Here is a 24,359-nt window from a genome sequence, read left to right on the forward strand (position 1 = left end):
GCAGTGTATTTGGAATAATTAATGTCGACATTAGTGATTTCACTAGGTCGACGCCCGGTTTGCCGGCAGGGCTGTGCTAACGTGAAGCAATGTCGACACGAATTCGGGCCGCCGCCGCGCCGCCATCCGCCAGCGCGACTGGCAAGCCCCATGACCCAGGCTTGGCCGCCCTGCTCACCCCCAAGGACAGCACCATGCTGGCCGTGGAAAAGGCGCTGCTGCGCGGCGAAGGCATCCACGCCTCGCCCCCCATCGCCGAACAGATCGCCGCGCGGCTGGCCGGCTTGATCGCGCTGGACTTGCTCAAGCCGGGCCAGCGGCTCCTGGAGGCCGACATCGGCGCGGTGCTGCAAGTCAGCCGTGCGCCGGTGCGCGAGGCTCTCCGCATCCTGGAGCGCGACCACCTGGCGCGGTTGAGCGCGCGGCGCGGGGCGACCGTCACCGCGCCCGACGCCGAGGAGTTGCTGGACATCTTCGAGGTCCGCCTCGCGCTCTACGGCATCCTGCTGGCGCAAGTCATGCGAGACCGTCCCGACGACCTGCAACGGGTCTTCGAGCAGTTTCTGCCGCGCCTGGAGCAAGCCAGCCGCGAAACGCCTGGGGCCTACGCCGTGCAGAGCTTTCTTTTGAACCAGCGCATTGCCGATCTGTGCAGCAACCGGCTGGTGGTGGACCAGCTCAAGGCGCTGTCACTGCGCACCCTGCGCTACGTGCGCCTGGGCTTTGCGGCATCGCCCGGCGCGGTCGCCTCATCGCTGGAGGGCTGGCGGGCATTCCAGGGTGCGGTGGTCCAGCGCGACATCGCCCTGGTGCAGGCGGCCGCGGCCCAGCGGACCGCGGCCATCCGGAGCCTGGCCGTGGCAGCGGTCCGGCACGCCTGAGGATCAATAGGGCACGTCGCCCACGATGCCGGCGCGCTCCATCTTGCGCGGCGCGGGCCAGTAGTCCATGACCGCGTAGTGTTGGGTGGAGCGGTTGTCCCAGATCGCCACGCTGTTGGGCCGCCACTTGAAGCGCACCTGGTACTCGGGAATCGTCGCCTGGCTTTGCAGGTAGTGCAGCAGCTGGCTGGCGCCCGGGGTCTTGTCGATGCCGAAGCGCACGTTGTCCGGCGTGTGGTAGTTGAGAAAGTGCGTCGTGAAACTGGCCACATAGAGCACCTTCTCGCCCGTCTCGGGGTGCGTGCGCACCACGGGATGCTCCACGGGCGGGTGCTCACGCCCCAGCGCGCGCCGCTTCTCCTCGTCCATGGCCGCGCCAAAGCTGTGCTCGATGCTGCTGCTGGCGCGCAGGCGGTCGATCTTGCGCTTCACCTCGTCGGGCAGGCGCTGGTAGGCCTCGACCATGTTCACCCAGATGGTGTCGCCGCCGACCTCGGGGCATTCGATGCAGCGCAGCACCGCGCCCATCGGAGGCTTGGGCCGCCACAGAGCGTCGGTGTGCCAGTTGTTCTCGTAGGGGTTCTTTTCCTCGCTGCGGTAGATCTGCGCCAGCCCTGGATAGTCCGGGTGGCATCCCAGCACGGGATGGCCTTCCAGCGGGCCGAAGCGGCTGGCCAGCGCCACGTGGTCGGCGCGCGAGAAGCGGTCCATGTCCTGGTCGCGAAAAAACAGCACGCGGTGCTTGAGCAGTTGCGCCTTGAGTTCGGCGAAAAGCGCGTCGTCGCGCACCGCGTCGCGCAGATGGATGCCGGACACCTCGGCACCGATGTTGACCGTGAGGCGTTCGATTTGCATGGTTTGTCTCCTGAAGGGTGAGGAACTCGGATCGATATTTGTTATTGTCGACATTAATTATGAATCGCTTGGTACCCAGCGTCAACCCCACACCTTCGTCACAGGCGCGTCAGCCTTGCGGCAGTGCCGCATGGGCCGCCGCATCGCGCGACAGCTCCATGCGCCGGACGGCGGTGGACAGCACCTCGTCCACGTCGCGCCGCGTGATGGCGCGGTGCAGGGCGCGCCAGGTCTCCATCGCCCGGGCCATGCGGGGCGGATCGGCGGCCAGCCCGAGGCGCACGAAACGCAGCACGCGCAGCGAAATCGAGGCCAGCAGGTCGGCGATGAGGCGTCCCTCGGCCAGCTTGAACATGTCCATGTTCATCAGGAAGCCCGCCAGCGCGTGGTCGTCCACCGAACCTTGTTGGGTCGCCTGCTCCAGCTGTGGCATGTGCCGGTCGAACACGGCTTCGAGTTCCTGAGGGCGCTGCGCCATGAGCTGCCGAAACAGGATCTGGAACAACGCGATGCGCACCTCGTAGATGTCGGCGATGTCCTTGGCGTCCGGCGCGGTGACGCAGGCCCCCCGGCGCGCCTGGAACTCCACCAGGCGTTCGCGCTCCAGGATGCGCAAGGCTTCCCGCACCGGCGCGCGGCTGACCCGAAGCACCTCGCTGATGTCCTTTTCGAGCAGGCGCTGGCCCGCGTGGATCATGTCCATGGTGATCACGCCGGCGAGCCGCACGGCGATCTGGTCGGCCACCGGCGCCGTGGCGCCGGCCCCTGCATGGCGACGCAGCACGGCTTGCTCGACCGCCACCATGATGGGGGTCTGCGGCATCAGCAGGTGGTTCAGGTCAGGGGGATTGCTTGTCTTCTTGCGGGCCATGGCGCCGAGTATGACGGCTGGCGCCGCGGTCGGAAGCGGCGTTCTGGCGAGCATGGAAGGCATCGCGTGGCGGCAGCGTCGTCGCGGATGGGCAGTACGATTGCTATCAAATATGAAGCTTAATATCTAATATTGGTGCTGGCTAAAGCCTGTTTTATTCAGGATTCGCCCTTCGCGGCCGGTTGTCGGGCGGCGCTGACGCCGCGAAAGAAACCCACGATGGCGCGGTCGGCGCCCAGCGTGGCCAGCAGGCGCGCCAGCAGGTCCAGGTCGCGCGCGGCGCCGATGTCGGTCTGCAACGCGGTGGCCTGCGCGATGGCCTTGCGCGTGCGCTTGGGGCGCAGCAGCGGGCGCAGCGACTCCAGCACGTAGCGGCTGCGCTTGGCGAGCAGGCGCACGCGATGCCGCTGCGCCATCGGGTCGGCGCCGGGCATCGCCTGAACGGCGGCCTTCAGGCGGGCGCGCAGGCGGCGCGCGCGCCGTCGTGCCCAAGGGCCCAGCCACGCGGCGCCGGCCGGCGTGGGCGCTGCGGCGTCCGCGGCCGTGGGCGCCATCGCATGCAGCCAGCGCTGCAGGCGCACCAGCGCCAGCCCGGTGGCGGGTACCTGCAGCGCGGCGCGCAGGGCAGCGTGGCGGCGGTGGCGCTCGGCCTGCAGCGCGGCCAGCAGCGCCTGCCAGGCCGCGCGGCGTGGCGCGGCGCCGGGGTCGGCGTCGATGTAGGCGTCGGCCCAGCGCGGCAGCGTGTCCAGCACCGCCACGTCCAGGTCGCGCGCGGCGCCCAGGGCTGCCAGCACGGGGCGCAGGGGGCTGGCGTCGGGCGGGGCGTGCGTGCCCAGCAGCGGCCTGAACAGCCACAGCGCGCTGCGCCAGCGGCGCCAACCCACGCGCGCCTGGTGCACCCGCTCGGCGTCGTCGCTGCCCACCGCCTCGGCCAGGTCGGCCAGATTGCCGCTGAACTGGCCCAGCGCCTCGCCCAGCACCGCCTGGGCGGCCGGCCTCACGGGCTGATCGGGTGTGAGCGCGGGTGGGCGGGCCCGGCGCGGCGGGCGCGCGCCGCCATCGGCCAGCCGCCAGCCGCGCTCGGCCTTGCTGGTGTCGCTGGGCAGCACCGGCAGCAGCACAGCCACCTGTTCGGCCAGGGCGAACAGGGCATCGGGCGGACCCTGCAGCAGTTCCAGCTCCAGCTCGCACAGCGCCACGGAGCGGTCACCGGCGCGCACGCTGCCCACGTCCAGCGCCACTTCGATGCGGCTGCCCTCGGGGGTGGTGAACACGCGCAGCGTGCGCGTGGCGCGGGTCTGGAACACCGGCTCCAGCTGGCCGAAAAGCTCGCCCCGCGCGTCGAGGGCAGCCCAGGGTGTGCCTTGCAGCTCGGCGGGGTCCAGCACGCCCCGGCGCAGCGCGGTTTCCCACTCGCCGCGCTGGCTCAAGGGGCCGGGCGTGCCTGCGGTCTTGAAGGTCTGCAGCCAGCGGGTGCCGCCGGCGGCGCGCTCGCCGCGCAGGCGCAGGGCGGCGCGCTGCCGGCGCAGGTGCTGCTCGGGCGTGTCGAAGTAGGTGTTGACCAGCCGCACCACCTGCGTCGGCAGGCCGGCCAGCGCAGGCACGGCGGCCAACTGCACGGCGATGCGGCGCGGGTCGGCGCCGGGCAGGGCGAGCTTGAGCTCGATCTCCAGCGGGCTGGCGGGTGGCGCGGGGTGGGGCATGCGGCGTGGCTCCCGGTGTTTTTTTGCGGCAAAAAGCCCGGATGTCGGCGCCAATGAACCGCTACGTGCTATCGAATTGGAAGCGTGCCGCTGTCGCGTGCGCTGGCGCCTGGTGCGCCGCTCAGCGCAGTCCGCCGCCGGCGCTGCTCTCGGCGCGCTGGATCAGCTCGATCTTGTAGTCGACGGGCGTAATCACCTCACTTCTCGGGGTCTTTATAAATCAACAGCTTGCGTTGATCGTGGAATCCGTGCAACGCTTCAAAAGTGACGACATCCGCTTCGACGCGGCCGACGCACTACGGGCCTTCGAGCGCGCCTGACCGAGCTGGTGGCATGGCTCAAGGGTGACCCGTGAAAGTCCACGGACAAAGTGATCGCTGCACTGCGCGAGAAGGGCTATCCAGCGCTCCTCTGGCCAATGGGGGTTGGCTGCGACTGGCTGCCTCTGGAGCGTGGGCCACCGCACGGCCAGCGACTCCGGCCTCTCGAGGAGAATCCATCGGCCCGCCATGCTCACGCGCGGCGCGCGCTTGGCGCTGAATGGTGGAACAGGGTTTCTCCATGGCGCAAACTCCGGCAACATTCATACCGAGCAGCGAAGACGTGTCATGGAAAAATTACCTCTTGGCGCAATCAACCCGCGACGCTGGCTTGTTCTGACGGTGGTGGTTGCCGCGCAGTTCATGTACGTGGTCGACATATTCATCGTCAACGTCGCCATCGCGTCCATGCGCGCCGATCTCCATGCCAGCACGGCGCAGATCGAGAGCGTGATCGCGCTCTATCAGATCGCCTATGCGTCAATGGTGATCACGGGTGGGCGTCTGGGCGACATGCATGGGGCCAGGCGCCTGTTTCTCATCGGCCTTATCGGATTCACCGTCACCTCGCTGGCCTGCGGCCTGGCGCCCACGGCCAGTGCGCTGGTTCTCGCGCGTCTGGCCCAGGGCCTCACGGCCGCGCTGATGGTGCCGCAGATCCTTGGCACGATCCACACGCTGTTCCCCGATGCGGCGCGCAGCCGGGCGTTCGCGATTTTTGGCATTGCGGGCGGGCTGGGCGGCGTGGTGGGCTTCATCGCCGGCGGCTGGCTTTTGGCCCTCAATCCCTACGATCTGGGCTGGCGCACGATCTTCATCGTCAATGGCCCCATCGGCGCCGCGCTGGTGCTCGCGACCTTGTGGCTGATGCCCGCAGAGAGAAAGCAGGAACGGACACAGCTCGATCTTGTGAGCGTGCTGGTCCTGTTCGCCGGTCTCACGCTGTTCGTGGGTCCGCTGTTGTTCGGCCACGAATTCGGCTGGCCGTGGTGGTCGTTCGTCGTCATGGGCCTGGGCGCCGTGCTGCTCGCGGCCTTCCCGCGCCTGGAGCAGTCGGTCGAGCGCCGCGGCGGCTCGCCGCTCATTGAACCGGCATTGCTGGCGAACGGCGCCTTCGTGCGCGGGCTCATCGCGACCTTCTGTTTCTTTCTCAGCAACATCTCGTTCTACTTTCTGATCACGCTGTTCATGCAGTCTGCGATGGGGCTTTCCGCGCTCGACGCGGGCACGGTGATGGTCCCGTTGACCTTGGCCTTCATCGTTGCCACACGACGCGCTGGCGGTGTGCAGACCGACGGCGTGGGTGCGCTTGTCAAAGCCTGCGCCGTGCAGGCTCTCGGGCTCGCGGGCCTTGCGGTTCTGGTCACATGCCTCGACCCGCTGTCGATGTTCGCGCTGATGGTGCCGCTCGCGATCTTCGGCTACGGCCAGGGGTTGGTCATGGCGCAGCTGTTCAACACGGTGCTGGGCTCGATCGCGCACGGTCGGGCGGGCTCCGCTTCGGGCGTGCTGGTGACGGCCCAACAGGTCGCGAACGCCATTGGTGTCGCGGTGGTGGGCGCTGTTTACTTTGGCGCTCAAGCCGCGCACTCACAGCGCGTTGCGCTGATTGCAGCGCTGATCACGCTGATCGCCTCGGTAGCCTTGTGTGCGGCGGCGCTGGCGTGGTTTCGTCGCTGCCAGTCACCCGCCGAGCTGCGGGCGGCGCGGCAATGAGTACAGGCGCATGCCAACACTCCCGATACACCGATGGCCTGAACGGCCAGCCGACCCTCAAGGGGTGAAAGGCCATGGTGCGCTTCCATCGTCCGCGCGCCGACGCCGAGAATCCGCGTCAAGGAGGACAACATGAGCAACAGTACGACCATCGATTCCAGGCAGTTCCGCGCAGCCCTGGGCTCGTTCACCACCGGCGTCACGGTGGTCACCACGCGCAGCGTGGCGGGCGAGGACGTCGGCCTGACGGCCAACAGCTTCAACTCGGTCTCGCTCGATCCGCCGATGGTGCTGTGGAGCCTCGACCGCAGGTCGTCGACAGCCGCGGCGTTCATGGCCGCCGAGCATTTTGCGGTGCATATCCTGGCGGCGGACCAGGAGCAGGTCTCCAACCAGTTCGCCGCGCGCGGCGTCGACCGCTTCGCCGGCCTGGCCGTCGAACGCGGCCACGGTGACGTGCCACTGATCGCCGGTTGCTCGGCCCGATTCGAATGCCGCACGTCCTATCGCCATGACGGCGGCGACCACGTGATCTTCGTCGGCGAGGTGGTGGCGTTCGACAGCTTCGGCCGCGCGCCGCTGGTCTTCCACGGCGGCAACTACGGCTTGCTGATGAAGAAGAAGGCGCAAGACGTCGAGGACACCCGCTCGAGCTTCGGCGACGAGTGGCTGGGCTTCCTGCTTGGCCGCGCCTACTACCAGATGCTGATGCCGCTGCGTGCCGAGGTGCAACGGCAGGGGCTCGACGACATTCACTACCGCATCCTGTCGGCCTTGAGCACGGGCGAAGGACGCAGCGTGACCGAGCTGAGCCGCCTGGTCGAATTCAGCGGCCACCGCGTCGTCGACGAGCACTTCGCCACCCTCGCCGAACGCGAACTGATCGTCGTCGACGGCGAGCAGGTCCGCTTCACCGAGGCTGGACGCCGATACGCGATCGAGTTGATGGCGGCGGGCAAGTCCGCCGAGGCCGACGCGGCCGGTGAGCTCGACTTCAACGAGGCGCGGTTGCTCAAGCTGCTGCTCAAGAGGGTGATCCGGGCCACTGGGCAGGGCTTGCCGGAGCACTGGCGCAAGGAAAACATCTGGCGCGACAACAACGTGTGGGGCGCGGCAGGTGGCGCGACCGAAGGTTCGTCGACCTGACCCCTCCATTCGCGCTCGGAGCCACGACGGGGCGCTGAGCGGGCAAGGGCACCGCCCGTGCTTCACGCCGCCGTCTGACGCGGTCAGCGCGGTGCGATCGGGCGCATCCAAGTGCCGTTTCCAAGCTCAACCCGCCAGCAGTTTCTCAACCGTGCGCAGGTTGCGCGTGGTGGTGCTTGACTTGTAGCGTGTCTTGGCGAGCAGCTTGGCCACCGCCGTGTCGGTGCTCTCGCCGCGCGGGCATTGCCAATAGAGCACGCCCCGGCCGCGCCGCAGGCGCTCGCGCGCGGGGTCGACCGCGCCGGCCGCGGCCATGATCTCGTCGAGCATGGCGGCGTCGGAGCCGAACACGAGGTAGGGATGGCGCGCCTCGTCGATGCGCTCGAACGGGTAGGCCGCCGCCATCTCGCCCACCGCCTGCTGCGTCAGCAGCACGATCCAGGCGTCGTAGCCGAAGCGTTGGCGCAGGGCCTGTTCGATGCGCCCGCGCAGCGCGGCGGCATCGGGCTCGGCAATGTCGAACAGCACATTGCCGCTGGCCAGCACGGTGCGCACGGCGCCGAAACCGAGTTCGACGAACAGCGCCTTCAGGTCGGCGCTCTTGATCGTGATGCCGTTGACGTTCACCCCGCGCAGCAGCGCCACGTGCCGGGTGCTGATGGGTCTTGCCATGGGCGCCCGCCCCGCCTCAGCGCAGCCCGCCACCGGCTGCGCTCTCGGCGCGCTGGATCAGCTCGATTTTGTAGTCCACAGGCGTAATCCCCATTTTTCGGGGCCTTTATAAATCAACAGTTTGCGTTGATCTCGGAGCCGGCGCAATGCCTGTTCGGCGTGCATGCCTAGCCGTTCACCGGATGCAGCTCGATGCCATCGAAGCCGGCCTCGACGGCAAACTGTGCCGACGCCACATACCCCCGACTGTCCGAGTGATGTCGGCCGTGGTACGCGGCCATCAAGTCGTTGGGTGTGCTGGCGTTGACCGCGCGGCTGCGCGTCATCGGGGCCATGACGATGCGATTCGCGAGTTGGAGCGAGCGCGTAGCAAAAGGTTGGAAGAGCAAGTCGATCCTGGGTCAGGAATGTTGGAGACGGAAGCGCGGCAGCCCAGGGGCGCCGCTGCCCATAAAGGGGCGTCAACGCATCTTCACGACCACCTTGCCCTTGGCGCGTCCCAGGGCCAGATAGTCGAGTGCTTCCTTGGCCTGTTCGAACGTAAACACCTTGTCGATCACCGGCCGGATGCGCTGTGTCTCGAGGAGCTTGCCGATCTGGGCAAGTTGCTCGCCGTCCGGGCGGGCAAAGAGGAACGAGTAGTCGACGTCCCGCTTCTTGGCCAGGCGCATGATCTTGCGGCTCATCAGCGCGAACACGAGCTTCAGGACGAGATTGAGCCGGCGGGCGCGAGCGAATGCGACGTCCAGTGGCCCGACAAGGGAGACGATCTTGCCCCGCGCCTTAAGGATGCCGATGGACTTCTCGATCGAGTCGCCCCTGACGGTGCCCAGCACCGCGTCGTAGCCGCTCAGCACAGTCTCGAACGCCTGCTTCTTGTAGTCGACCACCTCGTCGGCGCCCAGACTGCGCACCAGTTCGACATTGCCCGTGCTGGTGGTCGTTCCCACCTTGGCACCCAACAGCTTGGCCAACTGGATGGCAAACGTGCCAATGCCGCCGGAGCCTGCAGGGATGAAGACCTTTTGGCCCGGCTGAAGATTGACGCGCTCTTTCAGCGCTTGCCACGAGGTCAGCCCGACCATCGGAATCGATGCCGCCTGCACGAAGTCCAAATTGGCCGGTTTGAGCGCGGCAGCGCTCTCCGGCACCACTGCAAACTCGGCGATGGAGCCGATACCCTGGTCGAAGATGTTGGCGAAGACCGCGTCGCCGACCTTGAACCGGGTCACGCGGCTGCCGACCTCGGCCACGATACCGGCGAGATCGCTGCCCAGCGTGGCTGGCAACTCAAACCGCAGCACGGCCTTGAAGATCCCGGTGGGGATCATGTTGTCGATCGGGTTGACGCTGGCCGCATGAACCTGGACCAGCAGTTCGTCGGCCCTTAGCGTGGGTCGGGGAACGTCGGTGAGCCCGATCTCGGGCGACTTGCCGTAGCGCTTGAAGGTCAATGCTTTCATGGGTTCTTCCTGGTCGTGGCGGACCCGAATGGGCTGCCACGGGTTGATCGGGCCATGGCGGATCGCCAGGGGTGAGCGCCCGAAGGAATCGGGTCTTTCCGAGTCAACGCGCAGAAGGCGGAGACTCAAAGATGGCGCAGGTGGTTGTCGCATGGGCATAGAGCTTCCCGTCGGGGCCGACGATCCTTGCTTCAGACGTGCCGACTTGGCGCCCGACGTGAAGCGCGGTCCCCACGCAACGCAGCGGGCCGGTCTGTGTGTTGGCCGCCCGGACGATGTTGAGATTGATCTGGCTGGTGGTGTAGCTGCGTCCGGCGGGCAGCTTGGTCTGCACGGCACATCCCAATGCGAAGTCCAGCAAGGTCGCGTACCAGCCGCCATGCACCGAACCCAGCGGGTTGTAGTGCTTGAGCTGCGGAGTCGCCTGAAAGACCGCGCGCCCATCACCCAACTCGACCAGTTCACAGTCGAAGGTATCGGCCATGTACGGATGGGGCAAGTCGCCTTCGAGCAAGGCGGTCATCACCTCCAGACCTGTCTTGCCTTGAATCTGATGCGGATGGGCCAGGCCGGCATGACCTCCGCCGCGTTCGAGCCTGCGCCGCCTCACCTGCTCCAATTGCGCCTGCCAGGCGCTCAACATGGCTTCGACCGTGTTCTCAATCGACATAAGGGATCCAACTGATGGTGTGAAAAAGTGATCGTGATGCCGGTCCGCTTCTGCAAGACCCAACATCGACATCGCATTGAGCAGCCATGTTCACGGCTGCGCCGCCCCCGGCTTCGTGTTCACCGGCAGGCAGAGCAAGCCCGTGAGCAGCGCCAGCGCTCCATGCAGGGCATACAGCGCATTGAAGTCCGTGCGTTGCAGCGCTGCATGGCCCAGCAACGCCACGGTGAGCGCCACGCCGAGCACCGAGCCGATCTGACGCGTGGCCTGGTTGACCGCACTGCCGACGGCGTAGTGCGCCACCGGCAAGCGGCTCACGGCCGCAGCGGAGAGCGATGGCAGCACCAGGCCGACCGCGATGCCACTCATCATCAGACCGGGAAGCCAGAGCGACAGATATTGCGGCTCGGTCCCCGGTACGAGCAGGAACCACAGGCTGCTGCAGGCATACAGCAACGAACCGCCGACCAGGAAGCGGCGATGCCCCAGCCGTGTCGCCAGGCGACCGGTGACGATGGCCGTCGGCATCACGAGCAGCGGCCCGGGGGTGACCGCCAGGCCGGCCTGCGGCAGGCTGAAGTGCCAGACGTTCATCATGTAGAAGAACAAGCTCAGGAACATCATCGAGAACGCCGTGCCGAAGGCCAGCGTGGCGAGATTGACGTAGCGGTAGGTGCGGTTGTGGAACAGTGCCAGGTCCACCAGCGGCGCCTTTGCCCTGCGCGCCCACGCAACGAAGGCACCGGCGGCGATCAACCCGGTCGTACCCATGATCGCGAGTTCCATGCGGCTCCAGGTCGGCACCTCGGACTCGACGATGGCCAGGGTGACCGCACCCACCGCCAGCATCAGCAAGGCCATGCCGACGCCATCCACCCGTCGACGCTCGCTGGACCTTTCCGATTCGTTCAACAGCGACGCACCGCGCCACAAGGCCAGGCCACCGAGGGGAAGGTTGATGTAGAACGCCCAGGGCCAGCCGAAGTGGTCAATCACCAAGCTGCCTGCACTCGGCCCCACCGCGGCCGCGAGCCCACCGACCGCGCCCCAGAGGCTCACGACCACCGCGCGCTTGTCCTGTGGAAACGCCGCCAGCACGATCGACAGCGATGCCGGCGTCAGCAGCGCCGCGCCGACGGCCTGTGCCACCCGCGCCGCGATCAGCCAGCCCACGCTGCCCGCCAGACCGCAGGCCGCCGAGGCCGCCAGGAACAGCGCTACGCCGATCAGGAACACGCGCTTGCGCCCATGCGTGTCGGCCAGGCCGCCCGCAGGAATCAGCATCGTGGCGTACACCACCGTGTAGGCGTTCAGCACCCACGATAGATCCGCCGTCGAAGCGTCGGCGAAAGCATGCCGCAGGGGGTCGAATGCGGCGAACAGCATCGTCGTGTCGAGCGACACCAGGAAGGTGGCGATGCTGGCGACCCAGAACACGGGCCACGCAGACGTGGGAGCGGATGCACGAAGAGCCGGGGTGCTGGCGGCGGCGGTCATGTTCAGCCCCGCGCCTGCAGGTACACGCCAGGCTGCGCTGACAAGCCGAGCTGGACCTGTTGCGTCACCTCGTCTGCCAGCACCTCGTCGGCGCCGGCTTCGAGCGCGTCGAACGCCCTGGCGACGATGTCGTCCGGCGTCGACTTGGGGCTGGCAATGCCCTGGGTCATGTCGGTGTCGACAAAGGCCATGTGCAGGGTCAGCACCTGGGTCTTCTGGCCCCGCAACTCGTTGCGCAGTCCGTTGCTGAGGCTCCAGGTGGCCGACTTCGCCACCGCGTACGCGGCCAGCGCCGGACTGGTGATCCAGCTGGTGACCGAAGCCACGTTGAGCAGCGCGCCGCCGCCGTTGGCGGCCAGCACCGGCGCGAACGCGCGGCTGATGCGCAACACGCCAAACACGTTGGTCTCCAGTTGCTGGCGCAAACTGGCCTCGGCATCCGCCGCGAGGAGGCTGGTGAACTGTGCGATGCCGGCGTTGTTGATGACCACCGTCACGTCGCCGGCTGCCTCGACGGCGGCGGCGATGTCGGTAGGAGAGTTCACGTCGAGCTGGATCGGCGTGACGCCGGGCAGCGTAACGCTCTTCGGGTCCCGTGCACCGGCGTATACCTTGCGTGCACCGCGCGCCAGGGCGGCCTGGGCGAACGCGAGTCCGATGCCGCGATTGGCGCCGGTGATGAGGACGGTGGCGTTGTCAAGTTGCATGATGCTCCTTAAAATGATGATCGTCATATTCGTCGGCACGCAAAAGCGCGGCGTCGGCTTGTACCGACGTGTCAGGTGTCGTACTGGTGGATCAATTTGTCCCGCACGTTCGCTAGCCAAGCTCTCCCCGCCTTGCCCTGCAACGTGCGCGCCAGTTGCAGCGCGCCGACCAGGGTGGCCGCGACCACTTGGGCTTGCGCCGGGTCGGCACCGGCAGGAAGGGTGCGGCGCACCAATTCGACCAGCCCCAGCACGCGGGCGCGGGCTGCGCTGGCGACCTCTTCGGACTGGCGCGGGATTTCGGAGGCCAACGCGGCGACCACGCAACCGCACTCGGCATTCTCGAGTTGCGCATCAGCCAGGTAGGTGTGCACCAGCGCGGAGAACGGACTCATCCCTTGGGCCTGCGCCTGGCGCAGCCGATCGACGAGCACGGCCCCGGTGTCGCGACCAGCACGCTGCGTGGCCTCGGCCAACAGAGCATCGCGGGATGCGAAGTGGGCATAGAAGCCGCCATGCGTCAGGCCGGCCTCTTTCATGATGGTAGCCAGACCGACGCCGTCGTAGCCAGCGCGGCGAATTGCACGCGACGCTGCATCCAGGATGCGGTCGTGGGTCAGTTCCTTTCGGCTGGTGGTGGCTGACATGATGATCGTAATATTACGTTCATAATATTCTCGCGTCAACTGCGGTCGACGGCCCGCTTTCGCGGATGGTGAGTGTCGTCCTTGGGTCGGCAGTGCCCGTTGGTTCCGCCTCCGATCTGTCATTCACGACCAGACCACGACCGCGCCACTTTGAGCACCCAGTCTCGCGGGCGCAGCGGTCATACGAGCCGCTGCCCGCCGAAAGTCCGGTGATGATCGCAGCCGCCGCTGGGGCCACCGGGCACGAATGACTCAGATCAGTCTGAGTTGACGGTCGGCACCGCGAGTTGGACGGCAGTTCCTTGCCGGGAGCGGAAGTCGGTAGCCATGGCTGCGCGCCATCACCGTACAAAAACAGAAGCCCGCTTGTACGGGCTTCTGTCGCTTATCTGCTACGCGCTACGCAGCGGATCGGCATTTTTGGCGTCTGAATGGCGTCTGTCGTCGTAAGTTGTTGATTCTGTTTGTATTAATTCGATCTTGTAGCCATCGGGGTCCGTCACGAAGGCGATGACGGTGCTGCCACCCAACACCGGCCCGGCCTCGCGCGTGACTTGGCCGCCGGCGGCCCTGATCTTCTCGCAGGCCGCGTGGGCATCGGGCACGCCCAGGGCGACGTGGCCGTAGGCGGTGCCCAGCTCGTATTCGGTGGTGCCCCAGTTGCAGGTCAGCTCGATCTCGGCCTGGCCGGGGTTGCCGCCGTCGTAGCCGACGAAGGCGAGCGAATACTTGTACTCCGGGTTCTCGGACGTGCGCAGCAGTTGCATGCCGAGGACGCGGGTGTAGAAGTCGATGGAGCGCTGCAGGTCGCCGACGCGCAGCATGGTGTGGAGCAGTCTCATGGCGGCGGATTATGGGCCGGCTCAGGCCCTCACGCCGGCACCGTGTAGTTCAGCGCCATGCGGCCGCCGTCGACCATGACGATCTCGCCCGTGATGTAGCTGGCCGCGTCGCTGGCCAGGAAGGCCACCACGTCGGCGACCTCGGCCGGCTCGCCCAGGCGCTTGAGCGGCGTGCGCATCAGGATCCGGCGCCTGGCGTCCTCGCTGGTCAGCACCGCCTGGGTCGCCAGTTCGGTGGCGATGGTGCCGGGGCCGACCGCGTTGACGCGGATGCCCTGGTCGGCCAGCGCCAGCGCCATGGCGCGGGTGAGCTGGTTGAGGCCGCCCTTGCTGACGTTGTAGCTGGCGATGCCGGGGATCGCCAGCACGCTGTTGACCGAACTCATGTTGACGATGCTGCCGCGCCTGGCCCGGGCCATCTCGCGCGCCACGGCCTGCCCGACCAGGAAGGCGCCCTTCAGGTTGACGCGCAGCACGGCGTCGAAGTCTTCCTCGGTCACGTCGAGGAAATCGGCGGCGCGGAAGATGCCCGCGTTGTTGACCAGCACGTCGATGCGGCCGTGCGCCTGCACCGCCTGGGCGACCAGGGCATCGACCTGCGCCTTGTCGCCCACGTCGCAATGCACGTAGCGCGCGCCCAGTTCGTCCGCCAGCGCCTGCCCGCGCGCGTCGGCCACGTCGGCGATGACGACCCGCGCGCCCTCGCGCGCGAAGCGGCGCGCGCAGGCCTCGCCGATGCCCTGCGCGCCGCCGGTGACGATGGCGACACGGCCCTGCAGGCCGAAGGAGATGGAGGGGGCAGCGGTCATGGAGCGGTGGAATGTGAAGTTGCGCAGGGGCTCGATCTTCTCAGTTGTCCAGGGCGCCGCACGCCACGCACGATCCGCTGGACATCGAGCACAGAGGAGCAAAAGGCCGCGGAGCAGGCCACGCCAGTGCACCCCTGGCCGGGGTCCCCCCGGCCAATGGGTGCGCCCCCTTGAGGGGGGAGGCGAAACATCGCGCAGCGAGTGGAGCCACGGGGGTGGTCATTCCTCCAGCCAGCGGGCCAGGGCCTCGTGGCCGGCGCGGCGGGCGTGGTCGGCGGCGGTCAGGCCCTGGCGGTCGGTGCGCCGCCGGTCGGCGCCGGCCTCGGTCAGCAAGCGGGCGATGTCCACGCTGCCGCGCCGCGCCGCCAGCATGAGCGCGGTGCGGCCGGCGCCGTCGGCCGCGTCGGCCGGGGCGCCCAGGCCCAGCGCGCCTTGCACGGCGTCCGTCTGCCCGTGCGTGGCGGCGGCCAGCAGGCGCTGGGCCGGGGTGAGCGCGATCGGCGCCGCCGGCCGCACGGCATTGCGCTGCACCGGGGCCGTGAGGAAGGGCGCCTCGGCTTCGGCCGCTTCCGCGGCAGGCGGGGCCGGCGGCGGCATGGGCGGCGCGGTGGCGGCCGCGGCCTCGGGCGGGCGCGCCACGGCTTTGGCCCGCCGGGCCGCGTCCGGCGCAGCCGCCGCCGGGGCGGGGCGTTCGCGGCGCGGGACCGGCGCGGCGCTGACGGGCGGCGGGTGGGCGGCCTTGGCCGTTTTGTCGGTGGGGGCGGTGGCGGGGCGGGCGCTGCGCGCGGCGCGCTCGGCTTCGGCGCGCGGCGCGGGCCGCGCCGCGCGCGTGGCCTCCGGCGCCGGCTCGGGCACCAGCGCGGGTGCCTGCGGCGGCGCGGGAGGGGTGGCCGTGTCGGGGGACGGCGCGGCGTCGGCCTTCGGCGTCTCGGCCGCTTCAGGGACCGGGGCGGACTGCGGCGCCGGAAGGGGCGGGGACGCCTCGGCGGCGGCCGACGCGGCCGGCGGCCGGCCGGTGGCCACGGCCTGCTCGTGCGGCGGGCTGCGGTCGAACTGCAGCGCCAGCAGGCCGGCCAACCCCAGCACGGCGACGCTGGCGAGGGCGGGGATGCGCCAGTGCCGGTCGTTGGCGGCTTCCACCGGCATCGGAGCCAGCGGTTCTGAAGAAAAACCGACCTCAGCCGGCGTCCCGTCTGCGCCAATAGCTATGTTTTCAGGAGCGATACCGGATCCGGCCAAAGTGGGGTCCTCGCCGGCGTCGGCGTACCGCCAGGCCAGGATCCGGGCCTGGGCCAGCACGGCGGCGCGCAGTTGCGGATCGGGCCGGTCGCCCGCCAGCGCGCTGGCCTCGCGGTAGCGCGCCAGCAGGTCGTCGTCAGGGAGCGGCGGCTGGGTCATGGGAGTACCTCCGCGCTGCGGTATTCGCCTTGGGAGCGGCCCAGCCGGTTCATGCGATGTGCTCCAGCGCCCGGCGCAGGGCGGCGCGGGCATAGCGCAGGCGGCTCTTGGCGGTCTCGGGGCCGACGCCGGTGGCGGCGGCGATCTCGGCCACGCCCATGCCGGCCTCGGCCTGCAGCAGGAAGGCTTCGCGCTGGGCCGGCGGCAGGGCGTCGAGCGCGGCCAGCAGCTGGGCGGCCTGCTCGCGCGTCTCGACGCGGCGCAGCGGGCCGAAGCCCGAGGGCGCGGCCAGCGTGTCGGCCAGGGTCTGGCCGTCGCCCAGGTCGTCGTCGAGGCGGGCGTGGGGGCGCCGGGCGCGCAGGTGGTCGATGACGCGGTGGCGCGCCAGGGTGAACAGCCAGGTGGAAAAGCGCGCCGTCGGCCGGCCGGCCGCGCCGGCCGTGGGGCGGTAGGCGCCGGCCTGGCGGGCGACGCTGAACCACACCTCCTGCGCCAGCTCGTCGGCGTTGGCGGCGTCGCCGACGCTGCGCAGCACGTAGCTCCACAGGCGCGCCTCATGGCGGTCGTACAGCATCTCGAAGGCGCGCGCGTCCCCGGCGGCGTAGGCGGCCATGAGCTGCTCGTCTTCGGGCGCGGCCGGGGAGGACATGCGCCGGATTATGGCCAAGCCCTCCCGGCTACCGCACCGCGCTGCGCGCCGCCATCGCATGGCGCCCAAAGAGCCCGATGGCTGCGGAGCAAGCCATGCCAGCAACCGCGGCGGCCCGGCTCCGCCGGGCCGCTGGCGGTGCCCCCTTGAGGGAGGAGGCGGAACAACGCGAAGCGTGTGGAGCCTGGGGGTGGGCCGTTTCACCGCCATGCCGGGGGGTCCGGCACGTAGCCGGCGCTGGGCGATTCGGGGAAGGCGTCGGGCCGGCGCGGGCCGCTGGGCGGGCGGGGAATGACGCCCATCGCCAGCAGGTTGTCGCGGCTGTCGTAGCGCAGGGTGATGACTTCGTCCGGCTGGCCGGCGCGGCGCTCGAAGCGGGTGTGCGTCACGTGGGAGCTTTCGCGCTCGCCGTGGCCCGTGCCCAGGCGCGGCGCGGCCTGTGGGGCGGCGCGGGCGCTGCGCACGGCGTCCATCGGGGCCTCGGCGGCGGGGGCGGACTTGGCGGCGCCCTCGCGCTCCAGGGCGTCGGCGGACTCGCCCGCGGCGGGCGCTTCCCAGCGCGGCGCGGGGCGGTAGACCGGCGGCGGCGGCAGCGGCTTCTCGCGGAACACCGCGACGCCGATCACGCCCACGTCCCGCGGCCGTCCGGTGCGCGCGGCATACGAGTGGGGCAGCCCGGTGAAGTGGAAGGCCGCCACCTCGGCGTCGCTCTTGCGCCAGCCGGTGACCTGGGTGGTCTGCAAGGGGGAGAGCACGTAGCCGGCCTGGTCCCAGGCGGCGGTGTCGCCCGACAGCACGTTCACCCCGTCCACCGACATCACGCCCAGCACGCGGCCGCCCGTGGCGTTGCGCACCTGCACGGCATAGCGCGCGCCAGGGCGCCCGGCGATCCAGTAGTCGCCCTGGTGGCGGTAGACGGGCAGCCGCGCGCCGGTGTCGCGGTCGATCACGTCGAGATCGACCAGGCGGCCGACGGCGTGCGCCGGCGCGGCGGCGAGCAGCGCGCCAGCGGCCAGGCTGGCGGCGGTGAGGAGGCGGGAGAGAGGTTTCATCAAGGGCTCCGCATCAGTGAAGGGGAGCTTGCTTGAACGGCGGCGGCGCGGGCGCGGGGTTGGCGCGGCGGCGCGAAGTTGTAATGAGTGGTTATCGCTACACTGGCCGCGATCCGCCGGACCGCCCCATGACCACCCTGACCCAAACCGAACTCTACACCACCGCCGACGGCCGCGCGCGCTTCCGCGACGTGGCCATCCCGCTCACCGAGGGCACACCGGCCTCGCGCCTGTCGGCGCTGGCGGCGTCCACGGGCTGCCAGTGGCGGCACAGCCCGGTCGGGTTCGAGAGCGGCTTTCACTGCACCACCACGCCGCAATGGCTGGTGGTGCTGCATGGGCGCATGGAGATCGGCCTGCAGGACGGCAGCGCGCGCGTCTTCGGGCCGGGCGAGTGCTTCTACTCCAACGACACGCTGCCCGAGGGCTCCGCGTTCGACCCGCGCCTGCACGGCCACCGCAGCCGGCAGGTGGGCGAAGAGCCGCTGGAAACGCTGTTCGTGCGCGTGAAATGACCCACCCCCAGGCTCCACACGCTGCGGTTGCTGGCATGGCTTGCTCCGCAGCCATCGGGCTTTTTGGGCGCCATGCGATGGCGGCGCGCGGCGCGTCAGGCGCGTGATCGTCGTGGACTGACTGCTTTACAGCGCCCGCCAAGCCATGTGCAGCCCCAGCAAGGCCAGCGCGCCCATGAAGCATTGCCGGAAGCGCACGGCCGACAGCCTCGGGCGCAGCCACTGCCCCAGCGCCATGCCCGCCAGCGCCGGCGGCAGCATCAGCGCCGAACCGCCCAGCACGGCCGCTGGCATCTGGCCGTTCAGCGCCAGGCCGGCCGCCAGCGCCACGGTGGAGACGGTGAACGACAGGCCCATGGCCTGCACCAGCTCGTCGCGCGTCATCCCCAGCGCCTGCAGGTAGGGCACCGCCGGCACCACGAAGACGCCGGTGGCGGCCGTCACCAAGCCGGTCGCGCCGCCCGCCAGCGGCCCCAGCGCGGCCTCGGCCCGGGCCGGCACGCGCGGCAGCCGCGCGCCCGACAGGCCCCAGGCCGCGTAGACCATCAGCGCCAGGCCCAGCGCCAGCGCGGCCCCGGCGCCGGCCGGCGCACCCAGCAGCCACGCGCCCGCCAGCGTGCCGGCGCACACGCCCGCCTGCAGCGGCCACAGCCGGCCGAGCAGCGGGCGCAGCGTGGCGCGCGGCAGCATCTGTTGCACGTTGGTGACCAGCGACGGCAGGATCAGCAGCGCCGCCGCCTGCGCCGGCGCCATGGCCAGCGCCAGCAGCGCCATCGACAGCGTGGGCAGGCCCAGGCCGACCACGCCCTTGACGATGCCGGCGGCGATGAACACGGCGGCGCAGAAGAGCCAGAGCAGGGCGGGCGAGGCGGCGAGGTCGGTCATGGCGCCGATTCTGGGCGCTGCCCGCGGGCCTGGCCATGCGCGATCGCCAGACCCGGCCTCAGTCCATGGCTGAGGCTGGCCGCGGGCGTGCTAGCGTTCGGACATGCACTTCGACCTGACCGACCTGCGGCTGTTCCTGCACATCCACGACACCGGCAGCATCACCGCCGGCGCGGCGCGCATGCCCCTCACGCTCGCTTCGGCCAGCGCCCGCGTGCAGGCCCTGGAAGCGGCCCTGGGCACGCCGCTGCTGGTGCGCGAGCGGCGCGGCGTGCGCCCCACGCCGGCCGGCCTGACGCTGGCCGATCACGCGCGCCGGGTGCTGGCACAGGTCGATCTGCTGCGGGGCGAGATGGCGCAGCATTCGGGCGGCCCCAAGGGCCACGTGCGCCTGCTGGCCAACACCTCGGCGGCCACGGCCCACCTGCCGGGGTCGCTGGCGCGCTTTCTGGCCGCGCATCCCGGCTATTCGCTCGACATGGAGGAGCGCGCCAGCGACCAGATCGCCGATGCGCTGCGGCAGGCGCGGGCCGATCTGGGCGTGATGTCCGACGCGGCCGACGCGACCGGGCTGCAGTGCGCCGTGTGGCGCGCCGACCCGCTGGTGCTGGTCACGCCGCGCGGCCACGCCCTGGCCGGGCGGCGGCGCGTGCGGCTGGAGGACGTGGTGGACGAGCCCTTCCTGGGCCTGCACGAGCACAACGCCCTGCAGGCGCTGGTGACGGCGCAGGCGCGCCGCCTGGGGCGGGCGCTGCCCTGCCGGGTGCGCCTGGGCAGCCTGGAGGCGGTGTGCCGCATGGTGGGCCGGGGCGCGGGCGTGGCCATCGTGCCGCGCGCCGTGGCCGAGCGCGAGGCGCGCGGCGCCGGCCTGCGCCGCGTGGCCCTGGGCGATGCCTGGGCGGCGCGGCAACTGGTGGTGTGCGCGCGCTGGTGGGACGCGCTGCCGCCGCCGGCCGCGCGCCTGGCGCGCTACCTGCTGGATGCTGCGGACGGGGTCGGAGCGATGGCGAAAACTATCGAAAAGATAGCTGGCGGCGTAGAATAGACGAGGGCTGGTGGCCTAAAAGGCTTGAAAACCTCGGCAGGCGCGGCGCGTCAGCGCCCGAAGCCGCCCCGGCGGTTGCCGCCGCCGCCACCACCGCCGCCGAAGCCACCCCGGCTGCCGCCCGACGGGGGCCGGTTGCGGTTGCGTCCGCCGCCCTTGTTGCCCATCAGGTCGATGCTGGTGCGCATCGGGTCAGGCTGGCCCACGGCGCCGTGGCTGGGGCCGCGCGGCGCGTTGCGGCGGCCGTGCAGGTTGGTCTGCAGCGGGTCGATGTGGCGCGGCAGGCGTTCAAGGTCGCGGTCGTCCTCTTCCTCGTAGCCGGGGTCCGGCGCGCGCGGGGCGTGGTGGGCCGGGCCGGCGTGGCCCTGCGCATTGGGGCGGGCGTCCTGCGGAAAGTTGCCCTGGCCGTTGCCGCCGCGCCCGCGGCGGCGGTTGCGGCCGCGATCACCGCGGGCGGCGCCATCGCCCTGGCGCGGCTCGCCGGCCTGCGGGGCGGCGGCGAACGCGCCGTCCTGGCCGTCCTCGCCCCGGGCGCGCGGCGCCTGGGCCGCACGGGCCGGCTGCTGGCCGCGCCCACCGCGCGGGGCCTGGGCGGCCTTGTTGTCGCGGATGCGCTGCATCATGTCCTGGCGCGCGGCGCGGGCGGCGGCCTGCATCACCTCGCGGCTGGGCGGCTTGCCGAGGCCGCCCCACAGGGTCTGGCGGCCCATGGCGATGGGCTCGGCGCGCTCGCCTTCGTCGGGGCCGAAGCCGTCGAGGATGCGCACCGGGATCTGCTGGCGCGTGAAGCGCTCGATCTCGTGCATGAAGCCTTCCTCGTCCATGCAGACCAGGCTGACGGCCTCACCGCTGGCGCCGGCGCGGCCGGTGCGGCCGATGCGGTGCACGTAGTCCTCGGGCACGTTGGGGATGTCGAAGTTGACGACGTGCGGCAGCTCGTCGATGTCGATGCCGCGCGCGGCGATGTCGGTGGCCACCAGGGCGCGCAACTCGCCGCTCTTGAAGTCGGCCAGCGCCTGGGTGCGGGCGCTCTGGCTCTTGTTGCCGTGCAGCGCCATGGCCTTGACGCCGTGCTTGGTCAGGTAGTCGGCGACGTGGTTGGCGCCGAACTTGGTGCGGGTGAAGACCAGCACCTGGCTCCAGTCGTTGTCGCCGATCAGGTGGGCCAGCACGTCCTTCTTGCGCGCGCGGCCGACGGGGTAGATGACCTGCTGGATGCGCTCGACCGTGGTGTTGGGCGGCGTGACCTGGATGCTCTTGGGGTCCTTCAGCAGGTTGCCGGCGAGCTGGCGGATCTCGTCGCTGAAGGTGGCCGAGAACAGCAGGCTCTGCTTGGCCTTGGGCAGCAGGGCCAGCACTTTCTTGACGTCGTGGATGAAGCCCATGTCCAGCATGCGGTCGGCTTCGTCCAGCACCAGGATCTCGACGTGGGACAGGTTCAGGTGACCCTGCTGCTCCAGGTCGAGCAGGCGGCCGGGCGTGGCCACCAGGATGTCACAGCCGGCGCGGATGCGGTCGATCTGCGGGTTCATGCCGACGCCGCCGAAGATGACGGTGGAGTTCAGGTCCACGTGCTTGCCGTAGGCGCGCACGGCTTCCTCGACCTGCGCGGCCAGCTCGCGCGTGGGCGTGAGCACCAGCGCGCGGATGGCGCCGGGCCGCGCCGCCGGGCGGGTGGACAGCAACTGCAGCATGGGCAGCGTGAAGCCGGCCGTCTTGCCGGTGCCGGTCTGCGCGCCGGCCAGCAGGTCGTGCCCTTCGAGCACCGCGGGAATGGCTTGCGCCTGGATGGGGGTGGGCTGGGTGTAGCCCTGCTCGTGCACCGCTTTCAGGATGGCCGGCGCCAGGTTCAGATCGTCAAAGTTCATCGGATGGTGGCGCCGGTCTCGTCGCGGCGCGGGAGCGTCAAACCTGTTCCGGCGGGTGCCGGCCAGTCAGGGAAGGCTTGAAGCGGGTTCTTCTTGGGTGGGCGCCTGAAAAGGCTTGAGTGCCTTGAAAGGGGCCCCAGCGGAAGGGCTGGCTGAAGCGGGGGACTGGTGATCCGCCAGCGCCGGCATTATCGCACGCCGGGTGCGGGCCGCCCACAGCGCCGATAATCACCGCCGAACGGCGCGCGGCCGCAGGCCGCCCGAGCACCACGCCGTCCCGTCCCTGCCTCCCCCAGAGATTTCAAGCGTTTTTGGCCGCCAGCCGGCGTCCATGTTGCGCCAACAGCTATTAATTTAAGAGTATATCCATGGCCCAGTACGTCTTCACCATGAACCGCGTCGGCAAGATCGTGCCGCCCAAGCGGCAGATCCTGAAGGACATCTCGCTCAGCTTCTTCCCCGGCGCCAAGATCGGCGTGCTGGGCCTCAACGGCTCGGGCAAGTCGACGCTGCTGAAGATCATGGCCGGCATCGACAAGGAGATCGAGGGCGAGGCCACGCCCATGCCCGGCCTGGACATCGGCTACCTGCCGCAGGAGCCGCAACTGGACCCGGCCCACACCGTGCGCCAGGAGGTCGAGCTGGCGATGGGCGAGGTCAACGCCGCCAAGGCGCGGCTGGAGGAGATCTATGCCGCCTACGCCGAGCCCGACGCCGACTTCGAGCGCTTAAGCGATGAGCAGGGCCGGCTGGAGGCGGTGATCGCCGCCGCCGGCACCGACAGCGAGCACCAGCTGGAGATCGCCGCCGACGCGCTGCGCCTGCCGCCGTGGGACGCCGTGGTCGGCCAGCTCTCCGGCGGCGAGAAGCGCCGCGTGGCGCTGTGCAAGCTGCTGCTGTCCAAGCCCGACATGCTGCTGCTCGACGAGCCCACCAACCACCTGGACGCCGAAAGCGTCGAATGGCTGGAGATCTTCCTCAAGCGCTTCACCGGCACCGTGGTCGCCATCACGCACGACCGCTACTTCCTGGACAACGCCGCCGAGTGGATCCTGGAACTCGACCGCGGCCAGGGCCACCCGTACAAGGGCAACTACAGCACCTGGCTGGAGCAGAAGGAAGCGCGCCTGGAGCAGGAGCAGCGCACCGAGGACGCCCGCACCAAGGCCATGAAGAAGGAGCTGGAGTGGGCGCGCCAGAACCCCAAGGGCCGCCAGGCCAAGTCCAAGGCGCGCCTGGCGCGCTTCGAGGAACTGAGCGACTACGAGTACCAGCGCCGCAACGAGACGCAGGAAATCTTCATCCCCGTGGCCGAGCGGCTGGGCCACGAGGTGTTCGAGTTCACCAACGTCAGCAAGAGCTTCGGCGAGCGCCTGCTGATCGACAACCTCAGCTTCAAGGTGCCGGCCGGCGCCATCGTCGGCATCATCGGCCCCAACGGCGCGGGCAAGTCCACGCTGTTCAAGCTGATCGCCGGGCGCGAGAAGCCCGACAGCGGCGAGGTCGTGATCGGCCAGACGGTCAAGATGGCCTTCGTCGACCAGAGCCGCGACGACCTGGCCAACGACAAGACCGTGTGGGAAGACATCTCCGGCGGCCTGGACATCATCACCGTCGGCAAGTTCCAGATGCCCAGCCGCGCCTACTGCGGGCGCTTCAACTTCAACGGTGGCGACCAGCAGAAGCGCGTCGGCACGCTGTCGGGCGGCGAACGCGGCCGCCTGCACCTGGCCAAGACGCTGCTGCAGGGCGGCAACGTGCTGCTGCTGGACGAGCCGTCGAACGACCTGGACGTGGAAACCCTGCGCGCGCTGGAAGACGCACTGCTGGAATTTGCCGGCAGCGTGATGGTCATCAGCCACGACCGCTGGTTCCTCGACCGCATCTGCACCCACATCCTGGCCGCCGAGGGCGACAGCCAGTGGGTGTTCTTCAACGGCAACTACCAGGAGTACGAGGCCGACAAGAAGAAGCGCCTGGGCGAGGAGGGCGCGCGGCCGCACCGGGTGAGGTTCAAGGCGCTGAAGTAAGCGCCTGGGGCCGGGCGGACTTCGCTCCGCCGCCGCGCCAAAAAAATCGCGTGCACCGGGTCGCCGGGCACGCGATTTTTCATCGTCGAGAGAGGTACGGGGCACGCGCAGGACGATC

General features: G+C 69.8%; 22 protein-coding genes and 1 pseudogene. 6 read left to right on the forward strand and 17 right to left on the reverse strand.

All coding sequences use genetic code 11. The features are described from left to right. The first annotated feature begins 89 nt into the window (after positions 1-89). Complete coding sequence (locus IPG65_RS10340) at positions 90-881, forward strand: GntR family transcriptional regulator (RefSeq protein ID WP_293189115.1); 792 nt, start codon at positions 90-92, stop codon at positions 879-881. A 3-nt stretch (positions 882-884) separates the two neighbouring features. Here IPG65_RS10340 and IPG65_RS10345 read toward each other — a convergent pair whose 3' ends face one another. The 3 genes from IPG65_RS10345 to IPG65_RS10355 form a co-directional block, all read right to left on the reverse strand. Further along, positions 885-1,736 carry a TauD/TfdA family dioxygenase gene (locus IPG65_RS10345; protein WP_293189117.1) on the reverse strand — a complete coding sequence of 284 codons (852 nt, stop codon included), beginning with the start codon at positions 1,734-1,736 and terminating at the stop codon, positions 885-887. A gap of 109 nt (positions 1,737-1,845) precedes the next feature. After that, a complete protein-coding gene (locus IPG65_RS10350; protein WP_293189119.1) occupies positions 1,846-2,607 on the reverse strand; it encodes a GntR family transcriptional regulator in 762 nt (253 codons plus the stop codon). Between the two features lie 158 nt (positions 2,608-2,765). Next, positions 2,766-4,310: a CHAD domain-containing protein gene (locus IPG65_RS10355; protein WP_293189121.1), complete on the reverse strand. Its 1,545-nt coding sequence runs from the start codon at positions 4,308-4,310 to the stop codon at positions 2,766-2,768. Between the two features lie 509 nt (positions 4,311-4,819). Here IPG65_RS10355 and IPG65_RS10360 point away from each other — a divergent pair. Both IPG65_RS10360 and IPG65_RS10365 read left to right on the forward strand, forming a co-directional pair. Continuing rightward, a complete protein-coding gene (locus IPG65_RS10360) occupies positions 4,820-6,346 on the forward strand; it encodes an MFS transporter (protein ID WP_293189123.1) in 1,527 nt (508 codons plus the stop codon). A 132-nt stretch (positions 6,347-6,478) separates the two neighbouring features. Then, complete coding sequence (locus IPG65_RS10365) at positions 6,479-7,492, forward strand: flavin reductase (RefSeq protein ID WP_293189125.1); 1,014 nt, start codon at positions 6,479-6,481, stop codon at positions 7,490-7,492. Positions 7,493-7,618: 126 nt separating this feature from the next. Here IPG65_RS10365 and IPG65_RS10370 read toward each other — a convergent pair whose 3' ends face one another. The 12 genes and pseudogenes from IPG65_RS10370 to IPG65_RS10425 all read right to left on the reverse strand — a co-directional run bounded on the left by IPG65_RS10370 (position 7,619) and on the right by IPG65_RS10425 (position 17,898). Continuing rightward, positions 7,619-8,164, reverse strand: coding sequence for a DUF1697 domain-containing protein (locus tag IPG65_RS10370; RefSeq protein WP_293189127.1), 546 nt, complete (start codon positions 8,162-8,164; stop codon positions 7,619-7,621). Between the two features lie 266 nt (positions 8,165-8,430). Continuing rightward, positions 8,431-8,553: pseudogene (locus IPG65_RS19360) on the reverse strand (alkene reductase); the annotation flags it as partial. Positions 8,554-8,625: 72 nt separating this feature from the next. Continuing rightward, on the reverse strand, positions 8,626-9,627 hold the full coding sequence (locus tag IPG65_RS10380; protein WP_293189131.1) for an NADP-dependent oxidoreductase: 1,002 nt from the start codon (positions 9,625-9,627) through the stop codon (positions 8,626-8,628). A 103-nt stretch (positions 9,628-9,730) separates the two neighbouring features. After that, entirely contained in the window at positions 9,731-10,297 is a 567-nt protein-coding gene (locus IPG65_RS10385; protein WP_293189133.1) for a PaaI family thioesterase, read from the reverse strand. 90 nt (positions 10,298-10,387) lie between these two features. Next, complete coding sequence (locus tag IPG65_RS10390) at positions 10,388-11,794, reverse strand: MFS transporter (protein WP_293189135.1); 1,407 nt, start codon at positions 11,792-11,794, stop codon at positions 10,388-10,390. Between the two features lie 2 nt (positions 11,795-11,796). Then, positions 11,797-12,501 (reverse strand): SDR family oxidoreductase, encoded by a 705-nt coding sequence (locus IPG65_RS10395; protein ID WP_293190057.1) that lies wholly within the window; start codon positions 12,499-12,501, stop codon positions 11,797-11,799. Positions 12,502-12,572: 71 nt separating this feature from the next. Next, complete coding sequence (locus IPG65_RS10400) at positions 12,573-13,148, reverse strand: TetR/AcrR family transcriptional regulator (RefSeq protein ID WP_293189137.1); 576 nt, start codon at positions 13,146-13,148, stop codon at positions 12,573-12,575. A gap of 392 nt (positions 13,149-13,540) precedes the next feature. After that, positions 13,541-13,990 carry a lactoylglutathione lyase gene (gene gloA, locus IPG65_RS10405; RefSeq protein ID WP_293189139.1) on the reverse strand — a complete coding sequence of 150 codons (450 nt, stop codon included), beginning with the start codon at positions 13,988-13,990 and terminating at the stop codon, positions 13,541-13,543. Between the two features lie 29 nt (positions 13,991-14,019). After that, positions 14,020-14,799, reverse strand: a complete 780-nt coding sequence (locus IPG65_RS10410; protein WP_293189141.1) for an SDR family NAD(P)-dependent oxidoreductase — start codon at positions 14,797-14,799, stop codon at positions 14,020-14,022. 219 nt (positions 14,800-15,018) lie between these two features. Further along, a complete protein-coding gene (locus IPG65_RS10415) occupies positions 15,019-16,197 on the reverse strand; it encodes an ankyrin repeat domain-containing protein (RefSeq protein ID WP_293189143.1) in 1,179 nt (392 codons plus the stop codon). A 49-nt stretch (positions 16,198-16,246) separates the two neighbouring features. Beyond that, positions 16,247-16,846, reverse strand: coding sequence for a sigma-70 family RNA polymerase sigma factor (locus IPG65_RS10420; protein ID WP_293189145.1), 600 nt, complete (start codon positions 16,844-16,846; stop codon positions 16,247-16,249). Between the two features lie 200 nt (positions 16,847-17,046). After that, positions 17,047-17,898, reverse strand: a complete 852-nt coding sequence (locus tag IPG65_RS10425; RefSeq protein WP_293189146.1) for a hypothetical protein — start codon at positions 17,896-17,898, stop codon at positions 17,047-17,049. Between the two features lie 128 nt (positions 17,899-18,026). On the opposite strand from IPG65_RS10425, the gene IPG65_RS10430 reads away from it, so the two are divergent. Beyond that, on the forward strand, positions 18,027-18,413 hold the full coding sequence (locus IPG65_RS10430) for a hypothetical protein (protein ID WP_293189148.1): 387 nt from the start codon (positions 18,027-18,029) through the stop codon (positions 18,411-18,413). A 126-nt stretch (positions 18,414-18,539) separates the two neighbouring features. On the opposite strand, the gene IPG65_RS10435 is transcribed toward IPG65_RS10430, so the two are convergent. Continuing rightward, positions 18,540-19,298 (reverse strand): sulfite exporter TauE/SafE family protein, encoded by a 759-nt coding sequence (locus IPG65_RS10435; RefSeq protein WP_293189150.1) that lies wholly within the window; start codon positions 19,296-19,298, stop codon positions 18,540-18,542. A 103-nt stretch (positions 19,299-19,401) separates the two neighbouring features. Between IPG65_RS10435 and IPG65_RS10440 the strand changes: the two genes are divergently transcribed. Further along, a complete protein-coding gene (locus IPG65_RS10440; protein WP_293189152.1) occupies positions 19,402-20,343 on the forward strand; it encodes a LysR family transcriptional regulator in 942 nt (313 codons plus the stop codon). Positions 20,344-20,393: 50 nt separating this feature from the next. Here the strand turns inward: IPG65_RS10440 and IPG65_RS10445 are convergent, their stop codons facing one another. Further along, positions 20,394-22,211, reverse strand: coding sequence for a DEAD/DEAH box helicase (locus tag IPG65_RS10445; protein ID WP_293189154.1), 1,818 nt, complete (start codon positions 22,209-22,211; stop codon positions 20,394-20,396). A gap of 368 nt (positions 22,212-22,579) precedes the next feature. On the opposite strand from IPG65_RS10445, the gene ettA reads away from it, so the two are divergent. Next, a complete protein-coding gene (gene ettA, locus IPG65_RS10450) occupies positions 22,580-24,241 on the forward strand; it encodes an energy-dependent translational throttle protein EttA (protein ID WP_293189156.1) in 1,662 nt (553 codons plus the stop codon). Positions 24,242-24,359 lie beyond the last annotated feature (118 nt).

This window comes from Ottowia sp. (assembly GCF_016703145.1).
GTDB lineage: Bacteria > Pseudomonadota > Gammaproteobacteria > Burkholderiales > Burkholderiaceae_C > Ottowia.

Excerpts from the sequence above, each read along its gene's own strand:
- IPG65_RS10425 (WP_293189146.1), bottom strand. The coding sequence starts at position 17,898 with ATGAAACCTCTCTCCCGCCTCCTCACCGCCGCCAGCCTGGCCGCTGGC.
- IPG65_RS10435 (WP_293189150.1), bottom strand. The coding sequence starts at position 19,298 with ATGACCGACCTCGCCGCCTCGCCCGCCCTGCTCTGGCTCTTCTGCGCC.
- IPG65_RS10390 (WP_293189135.1), bottom strand. The coding sequence starts at position 11,794 with ATGACCGCCGCCGCCAGCACCCCGGCTCTTCGTGCATCCGCTCCCACG.
- IPG65_RS10350 (WP_293189119.1), bottom strand. The coding sequence starts at position 2,607 with ATGGCCCGCAAGAAGACAAGCAATCCCCCTGACCTGAACCACCTGCTG.
- IPG65_RS10410 (WP_293189141.1), bottom strand. The coding sequence starts at position 14,799 with ATGACCGCTGCCCCCTCCATCTCCTTCGGCCTGCAGGGCCGTGTCGCC.
- IPG65_RS10385 (WP_293189133.1), bottom strand. The coding sequence starts at position 10,297 with ATGTCGATTGAGAACACGGTCGAAGCCATGTTGAGCGCCTGGCAGGCG.
- IPG65_RS10440 (WP_293189152.1), top strand. The coding sequence starts at position 19,402 with ATGCACTTCGACCTGACCGACCTGCGGCTGTTCCTGCACATCCACGAC.
- IPG65_RS10380 (WP_293189131.1), bottom strand. The coding sequence starts at position 9,627 with ATGAAAGCATTGACCTTCAAGCGCTACGGCAAGTCGCCCGAGATCGGG.
- gloA (WP_293189139.1), bottom strand. The coding sequence starts at position 13,990 with ATGAGACTGCTCCACACCATGCTGCGCGTCGGCGACCTGCAGCGCTCC.
- IPG65_RS10415 (WP_293189143.1), bottom strand. The coding sequence starts at position 16,197 with ATGACCCAGCCGCCGCTCCCTGACGACGACCTGCTGGCGCGCTACCGC.
- IPG65_RS10360 (WP_293189123.1), top strand. The coding sequence starts at position 4,820 with ATGCTCACGCGCGGCGCGCGCTTGGCGCTGAATGGTGGAACAGGGTTT.
- IPG65_RS10365 (WP_293189125.1), top strand. The coding sequence starts at position 6,479 with ATGAGCAACAGTACGACCATCGATTCCAGGCAGTTCCGCGCAGCCCTG.
- IPG65_RS10355 (WP_293189121.1), bottom strand. The coding sequence starts at position 4,310 with ATGCCCCACCCCGCGCCACCCGCCAGCCCGCTGGAGATCGAGCTCAAG.
- IPG65_RS10395 (WP_293190057.1), bottom strand. The coding sequence starts at position 12,501 with ATGCAACTTGACAACGCCACCGTCCTCATCACCGGCGCCAATCGCGGC.
- IPG65_RS10345 (WP_293189117.1), bottom strand. The coding sequence starts at position 1,736 with ATGCAAATCGAACGCCTCACGGTCAACATCGGTGCCGAGGTGTCCGGC.
- IPG65_RS10445 (WP_293189154.1), bottom strand. The coding sequence starts at position 22,211 with ATGAACTTTGACGATCTGAACCTGGCGCCGGCCATCCTGAAAGCGGTG.
- IPG65_RS10420 (WP_293189145.1), bottom strand. The coding sequence starts at position 16,846 with ATGTCCTCCCCGGCCGCGCCCGAAGACGAGCAGCTCATGGCCGCCTAC.
- IPG65_RS10340 (WP_293189115.1), top strand. The coding sequence starts at position 90 with ATGTCGACACGAATTCGGGCCGCCGCCGCGCCGCCATCCGCCAGCGCG.
- IPG65_RS10400 (WP_293189137.1), bottom strand. The coding sequence starts at position 13,148 with ATGTCAGCCACCACCAGCCGAAAGGAACTGACCCACGACCGCATCCTG.
- IPG65_RS10430 (WP_293189148.1), top strand. The coding sequence starts at position 18,027 with ATGACCACCCTGACCCAAACCGAACTCTACACCACCGCCGACGGCCGC.
- ettA (WP_293189156.1), top strand. The coding sequence starts at position 22,580 with ATGGCCCAGTACGTCTTCACCATGAACCGCGTCGGCAAGATCGTGCCG.
- IPG65_RS10370 (WP_293189127.1), bottom strand. The coding sequence starts at position 8,164 with ATGGCAAGACCCATCAGCACCCGGCACGTGGCGCTGCTGCGCGGGGTG.